We start from the raw sequence: 7,069 nt of genomic DNA, 5'->3' as shown, positions 1-7,069 counted from the left end.
TGTCGCCCGAGCCCCCGCCGTCGGATGTCGCTCGGCCACATCCTCCGGCGAGCCCCTCCCTCCTCGCGAGGGCGGCCCTCGTCGTCGTGGCGCTCCTGCCCGCCGTCATCGCCGTGGCGCAGCTGGGCCGCATCCACCCCGACGAGGTGTTCCAGGCGCTGGAGCCCGCGTACTGGCGCGTGCATGGCTACGGCGTGCTGGCGTGGGAGTGGCGCGATGGCATCCGTAACTGGGCTGTCCCTGGGGTCCTGGCCGGCTTCCTGAAGCTGGCGGGGATGCTGGGCATCACCGACCCCCAGGGCTACCGCGCAATGACGGCCGTGCCCCAGCTCGCGCTGCATGCGTGGAGCCTGTGGGCCGCGTACCGCTTCGCCGCCCGGCGCACAGGCGTCTCGGGAGGCTGGCTGGCCGTCCTGCTGGTGGGCCTCTACGGGCCGGTGCTCGTCTTCGCGGGCCGCACCCTGGCGGAGTCCTTCTCCACCTCCTTCCTGGTGGTGGCCATGGAGGCCCTGGACCGGCGCGAGCGCGAGACGCGGGCAGGGCTCCTCGGTGGCGCCGCGCTGGGGCTCGCGGTGGTGACGCGCTACCCGTCCGCCATCTGTGTCCTCACCGCGCTGCTCTATCTGCTGGTGGCCCGGCGCTGGCGGATGCTGGCCTTCACCTGCGTGGGCGGGCTCGTCGTCGCGGCGGGCCTGGGACTGTTGGACCACCTCACCTGGGGCAGCCCCTTCCACTCGTTCTTCACCTACGTCCGCTTCAACGTCCTCTCGGGCGAGGCCGCGGCCCGCTTCGGCTCGGCGGCTCCCGGCTTCTACCTGCTGCCCCTGCTGACGGCCGTTCCCGTCTGGGCCTGGGTCGCGGTGCCCCTGGCCTTGCGAGCGGGGCGGCCAGGCGTGTCCCTGCCGCTGACGTGCGCCGCCGTCTACCTGGGCGTGCTGCTCGTCACCGCGCACAAGGAGGAGCGCTTCCTCTACCCGGCGCTGGTGCTGGGCGTGCTCGCGGCGGCGCCCGTCGTCGCGGACCTCCTCACCACGCGCGTTCCCGCATCCGCTCGATGGGGCGTGACGGCGATGGCGCTGGTGACGGGGCTCGTCTCCGCCCGCTGGTTCCCTCCCCAGGACCTGCGGGCGGACCAGTTCCGAGCCATCGTCGCGTCGACACGGATGGGCGGCGCCACGGGGCTGCTCATCGTCAACGAGGGGCTCTGGGGCTCCGGCGGCTTCTTCTACCTGGGCCAGCGCATCCCCTGGCTCACCTGTGACTGGCCTCGCGACGACGCCTTCCAGCGAGGGCTGCGAGACAGGACCTTCAACCGCGCCGTCTCCTTCGAGGACCGGGCCCTGCCCGAGCTCCAGGCAGGCGGCTTCCGAATCGAGAAGCGCATCGGCCGCGAGACGCTGCTCGTCCGCGACTGAGGTCGACAGGGGAGGGCCCCCGTCAGGCGCTCTGGCCGAGGGCGGACTCCATACCCCGCAAAGGCGAAGAGCCAGCCTCCGAAACGGAGACTGGCTCTTCAGAACGGCCGGGACACACGCGGTGGTACGCTACCGTTGCTTCCTTCCGGACCTGGCGGGGTTCGCGCCCCCACGTTGTCCCGACCACAAAAGCTGTAGACATCAACTGCAGTATCAACAACGGAGAGGGTGGGATTCGAACCCACGATACCCTTTCAGATATACACGCGTTCCAGGCGTGCGCCTTCAACCGCTCGGCCACCTCTCCAGAAAGTCTGGAGCGGAGAGCGTAGGATTCGAACCTACGATACCGTTACCGGTATGCCTGATTTCGAGTCAGGTGCCTTCGACCACTCGGCCAGCTCTCCAAGTATTCAATTGTCGCGTCGCTTCGCGCGCAGGCGCCCGAAGAACGTTTTGAGAAGAGTCGCGCTGTCCTCAGCGAGGATACCACGAGTGACCTGGAGCCGGTGGTTGTGCCGGGGTTCCTCGGCCAGATTGTAGAGAGAGCCGACCGCGCCGGCTTTCGGGTCCATGGCGCCGAAGACGAGGCGAGTCACCCTGGACTGGACCAGCGCTCCGGCACACATGGCACACGGTTCCAACGTCACGTACAGGGTGACGCCCGTCAACCGCCAGACCCCCAGATGCCTGCGAGCGGCATCCAGTGCGAGGACTTCCGCATGGGCAAGGGGGTTGCGATCCACTTCGCGGCGGTTGAAACCCGTGCCGATGATGTTTCCATCATGGACGGCAACCGCACCGACGGGGACCTCTCCGAGTGTCGCGGCTTCCCGCGCGAGCGCGAGCGCCTGCTGCATGAAAGCTTCGTCGTCACTCATGGAGACGGCGTGGAAGAAGGGAGCGCTCCCTGGAGGATTCGAACCTCCGGCCTTCGGATTCGTAGTCCGACGCTCTATCCAGCTGAGCTAAGGGAGCAAAATCTTCACGCGCTGCTACAACGACAAGTGGCGGAGAGAGAGGGATTCGAACCCTCGATACCCTTTCGAGTATGCAGGTTTAGCAAACCTGTGCCTTCAGCCTCTCGGCCATCTCTCCAACTCTTCTCTGTCAAAGAACCGCAAAACTCAAGAACATTTTCGGAGGCGGTAGGATTCGAACCTACGGAGAGCTTGCACCCTCTGCGGTTTTCAAGACCGCTGCCTTCAACCGCTCGGCCACGCCTCCAGACAACCCAGCCGGCGGTGTCCCTCGGACCGACGTCGACCGTGGGGCCGCCCTTCTACCTGATTCTTCGCCCGTTGCAAGCGGATGATCACACCTTTTCGCCACGCCGCTTCGCTACAGCGGCTTGAGCTCCTTGAGCCCTCCCATGTACGGCCAGAGGACCTCCGGGATGGCCACGGTGCCGTCGTCGCGCTGGTAGTTCTCCAGGATGGCGATGGACGTGCGGCCCACGGCCAGGCCGCTGCCGTTCAGGGTGTGAGCGAGCTGGGGCTTGTCCCCCTTCTGGGGCCGGAAGCGGATCTTCGCGCGGCGCGCCTGGAAGTCGCCGCAGTCCGAGCAGGACGAAATCTCCCGGTAGGCGTTCTGCCCCGGCAGCCAGACCTCGATGTCGTAGGTCTTGCGGGCCGAGAAGCCCATGTCGCCGGTGCACAGCAGCATCACCCGGTGGTGCAGGCCGAGCCGCCGCAGGATGTCGCACGCGTCGTCCGTCATGGCCTCGAGCTCGTCCAGGCTCTTGTCCGGCTGGGCGAACTTCACCATCTCCACCTTGTGGAACTGGTGCTGGCGGATGAGGCCGCGGGTGTCCTTGCCGGCCGCGCCCGCCTCCGCGCGGAAGCACGGGCTGAAGGCGCAGTAGCGGATGGGCATGGACTCGCCCTCGAGGATTTCGTCCGCGTGGTAGTTGGTGACGGGCACTTCCGACGTGGGGATGAGGAAGCGCTCGGGGTCGCCCAGCGTCTTGAAGGCGTCGTCCTCGAACTTGGGCAACTGGCCCGTGCCCATCATCGTCTCGCGCAGCACCAGGTAGGGCGGGAGCAGCTCCGTGTAGCCCTTCTGGGTGTGCACATCGATCATGAACGTGACGAGCGCCCGCTCCAGCCTGGCCAGCGCGCCCTTGTAGAAGGTGAAGCGGCTGCCGGACACCTTCGCGGCGCGCTCGAAGTCGAGCATGCCCAGCTTCTCGCCCAGCTCGAAGTGCTGCTTGGGCGTGAAGGGCAGGTTGGGCTTCTCACCCCAGCTCTTCACCTGGACGTTCTGGTCCGCGCTCTCCCCCACGGGCACCGACTCGTGGGGGACGTTGGGGATGAGCAGGAGGATGCGGTTGAGCTCCTCCTCGACTTCCTTGAGGCGGTTCTCCTTCTCCTTGATGTCCTGGGAGACGGCGCGAAGGTCGCCGCGCAGCGCGTCCAGCGCCTTGGGGTCCTCCTTCGCCTTCTTCTTCATCTCCTCGTTGGCGGCGTTACGGCGCGCGGCCAGGGACTCCATGGAGACGTACAGCTCGCGGCGCTCGGAGAAGAGGCGCTGGAAAGGGCCGAGGTCCAGGTTGCCGCCTCGCGTCTTCAGGCGAGCGACGACCGCATCGAAGTTCTGCGCAACGTTCCGGAGGTCCAGCATGGGGCACGCCTTGTAGTCACCCTGGGTGGGCGTCAGCAAGGTTCCTCGCGCCCGGGGTGCTCAAGGGCGGACGCCCCGGGCGACAGGTGCCTGACGCCGGCCATCCCCGGGAGGACGGCCGGCTGTCGGCTGCCGGCTAGTTCTGCAGGTCGTAGATCTCTTCCTCGATGTCCTTCTTGTCGGTCGCGTCCGGCTTCTTCACCAGGTAGTCCTTGAAGGCCTGGACGGCTTCCTTGCGCTTGTTCTTCTCCTTATAGGCGAAGCCCAGGTAGTAGTAGGTCATCGCGTTCTCCGGCTCGGCGTCGGCGGCCTTGCGGTACCAGTCGATGGCCTTGGCGTGCTGGGTCTGCTCGGTGAAGGCGCGGGCGACCTTGTAATAGACGTACGTGAGCTTGGTGTCCGCCTTGAGCGCCGTCTGGTAGCGCTTGATGGCGTCGTTCCAGCGGGCGGCGTTGAAGTAGGCGTCGCCGATGGAGCCGAGCACGCGGGTGCGGCGCGGGTCCGACTTGAGGCTGGCCTCGAAGGACTCGATGGCCTCGTCGAACTCGCTGTTCTCCAGGTGGGCGTGGCCCAGGGCCTCGTGCGCGTCGGCGTTGGCCGGGTCCAGCTCCACGGCGGTGTTCCACTCGCGGATGGCGTCGGGGAGCTGCTTGGCGTCGCGCAGGATGACGCCGTAGGCATAGTGGTAGTCGGGGCGCTTGGGGGCGCGCTCCACGGCCTTGCGCATGGCGTCCATGGCCTGGGTGAACTCCAGCCGCTTCGCCTTCACCAGGGCCAGGTAGTAGAGCGCCTCGTGGTTGGAGGGCTCGTTGCTGAGCGCCAGGCCCAGGTTGCTCTCCGCGCCGGGCAAGTCGCCTCGCTCCAGCAGCACCGCGCCCAGGGTGATGGGGATGGTGGTGGAGCGCGGGTCCTCGCCCTTGGCCTTCTCCAGCTCCGCCACGGCCTCGTCGAGCTTGCCCAGCCGCCACAGCACGAGTCCGCGCTGCAGCCGGCCGTCCTTCAACAGGTGCGGGTCCAGCTCCAGGGCGCGGTTGGCCTCGGTCTGGGCCTTCTCCAGGTCGCCGTTGAGCAGCGCCACGCGCGACAGGCCCAGGTGGGCGTCGGCGAGGTTGGGGTCCAGCTGCACGGCGCGCTCGAACTCCTGCTGGCCGAGCAGGGCGTTGTTCTCCGCCAGGGCCAGCTCGCCCAGACCCGCGCGCACGCCGGCCAGGTCCGGGGCCTTGGTGGCGGCCTGCTCCAGCTGCGTGCGGGCCTCCGCGTTGCGGCGCTGACGCAGGTAGAAGCGGCCCAGGTAGAGGTTGGCCTCCACCAGGTTGGCGTCCGCGGCGATGGCGCGCTTGTAGTGGCCCTCCGCCTCGGAGAGCTTGTCCAGCGCGTCCTCGATGCGGCCGTAGAGGTACGCGATGCGCGCCTCGTTGGGGAAGCGCTGGCTGGCCTTCTGCACGGCGTCCAGCGCCGCCTGCATCTTGCCGGTCATCACCAGCGAGGTGATGTGGCCGTCGGCGTACTCCAGGTTGTCGCCTTCCTCCGACGCGAGCGCCGTGTAGAGGGGCAGGGCGCCCTCGTAGTTGCGCTGGGCGCGCAGCACGTGGGCCAGCTGGGCCTTGAGGAAGTCGGACTGCGGGTCCTTCTCCATCGCGGACTTCAGCTCGGCCTCGGCCTCCTTGGGCTTGTGCTGGTGGAAGAGCGCCACGCCCTTGAGGCCCCGGGCGCGGGCGAGCTCCGCCGGGCCCAGCGCGGACTGGACGTCCTCGGCCAGGGCCTCGTCGACGGACTGGGCGCCCTTCTCCGCGTCCTTGCGCACCAGGAGCTGCACGGCGGCGAGCTCCACGGCGGACGAGGCGTGCTTGCGGTCCGCCTCGAGCGCGGCGGCGTAGGCGGCGGCGGCCTCGTCGGCGCGGCCGGCGGCCTGGTGCAGGTTGCCCAGCGCGTGGTGGGCCTTGGCGGACTTGCCGTCGGCGGCGAGTACCTTCTTCAGCGTCTCGACGGCGCCGTTGAAGTCGCGCTTCATCGTCTGGGCCTCGGCCACGAGGAAGGCCAGCTCCAGGTCGCCCTGGTTGCCCTCCCGCGAGTACGCGTCCAGGAGCGGCGCCAGCGCGGCGTCCGCCTGCCGCGAGGTGAGCGCGAGCGAGGCCGTCACCTTGATGAAGTCGACGTCCTTCTCACCGAGCAGCTCGATGTCCGCCATGCCGTCGCGGCAGCGGGCCATGTCAGACGCGTCCGCGGCGGCGTACTTGCGCTGCAGGTAGTAGACGGACTGGCACCACAGCGAGCGCACCGCCGGGTATTCCTTCTCCTGGAGTGCCTGAGCGGAGAGCGTGTGGGCCTGCTTGTAGCTGGCGAAGGTGTCCTGGAGCAGGGCCTGCTGGGCCTGGCTCACCAGCTGGGCCTGGGGCGAGCCGTCGGAGACGCGCGCGGGGAACAGGGCCCGGCGGCCGAAGGCGCCGTAGCGCGTGCCGAACTCGGTGCCCGCACCGATGCCCAGCAGCACCACGCCGACGCCGGCGGCGATGAACATGGGGACGCGCTTCTTGAGCTTCTCGTTGGCGCCGCTGCGGTCCACCACGGAGACGGCCGCCATGCGGCCCTCGTAGAGCTGCTCCAGCCGGCGCATGTTCGCCTGCTGACCGTTGGCGTCCGAGGTGGGGGCGCTGGGCGAGTCCGACGCGGCGGCGACGGGCGCGGCCGCCACCACCTTGGCCGGGCCCTCCATCAGCCGCTGGATGGCGGCGGCGAAGGTGGGGATGGTTCCGATGGCGGACCAGGACTCGGAGTCGAGCGAGACGTCCTCGTTGCCGAGCAGCTGGCCGTCCTCGAGCATCTTCACGACGACGCCCTCGTCGAACGGACCGAACACCTTGCCCGAGCGGCGGCGCACATGGAAGCGGCGCACCTTCGCGCCCGCCTGGGCGCCCTTCTCCGCGTCCTTGCGCACCAGGAGCTGCACGGCGGCGAGCTCCACGGCGGACGAGGCGTGCTTGCGGTCCGCCTCGAGCGCGGCGGCGTAGGCGGCGGCGGCCTCGTCGGCGCGG

General features: G+C 68.8%; 4 protein-coding genes, 5 tRNA genes and 1 other RNA gene. 1 reads left to right on the top strand and 9 read right to left on the bottom strand.

The annotated features are described in order from the left end of the window. Window positions 1-86 precede the first annotated feature (86 nt). Entirely contained in the window at window positions 87-1,415 is a 1,329-nt protein-coding gene (locus FL311_RS39245; RefSeq protein WP_141332763.1) for a glycosyltransferase family 39 protein, read from the top strand. Window positions 1,416-1,512: 97 nt separating this feature from the next. Here FL311_RS39245 and ffs read toward each other — a convergent pair. The 9 genes from ffs to FL311_RS39200 all read right to left on the bottom strand — a co-directional run. Further along, window positions 1,513-1,605: signal recognition particle sRNA small type (ffs, locus tag FL311_RS39240), an RNA gene on the bottom strand. Window positions 1,606-1,635: 30 nt separating this feature from the next. Further along, window positions 1,636-1,722 (bottom strand) — tRNA-Ser (locus FL311_RS39235). Between the two features lie 13 nt (window positions 1,723-1,735). Then, window positions 1,736-1,822, bottom strand: a tRNA-Ser gene (locus FL311_RS39230). A gap of 6 nt (window positions 1,823-1,828) precedes the next feature. After that, window positions 1,829-2,296, bottom strand: coding sequence for a tRNA adenosine(34) deaminase TadA (gene tadA, locus FL311_RS39225; RefSeq protein WP_141332762.1), 468 nt, complete (start codon window positions 2,294-2,296; stop codon window positions 1,829-1,831). 23 nt (window positions 2,297-2,319) lie between these two features. Further along, window positions 2,320-2,393: transfer RNA gene (locus FL311_RS39220), tRNA-Arg, on the bottom strand. A gap of 30 nt (window positions 2,394-2,423) precedes the next feature. Then, a tRNA-Ser gene (locus FL311_RS39215) sits at window positions 2,424-2,513 on the bottom strand. 42 nt (window positions 2,514-2,555) lie between these two features. Continuing rightward, window positions 2,556-2,642, bottom strand: a tRNA-Ser gene (locus FL311_RS39210). Window positions 2,643-2,756: 114 nt separating this feature from the next. Further along, entirely contained in the window at window positions 2,757-4,037 is a 1,281-nt protein-coding gene (gene serS, locus FL311_RS39205; protein WP_141332764.1) for a serine--tRNA ligase, read from the bottom strand. Window positions 4,038-4,173: 136 nt separating this feature from the next. Then, a partial coding sequence (locus tag FL311_RS39200; RefSeq protein ID WP_141332761.1) for a tetratricopeptide repeat protein occupies window positions 4,174-7,069 on the bottom strand: 2,896 nt, incomplete at its 5' end.

It is taken from the genome of Myxococcus sp. AB025B (assembly GCF_006518215.1).
Lineage (GTDB): Bacteria > Myxococcota > Myxococcia > Myxococcales > Myxococcaceae > Myxococcus > Myxococcus fulvus.
The sequence above is the reverse complement of the archived record's forward strand: the minus strand, read 5'-3'. Positions and strand labels throughout refer to the sequence as shown.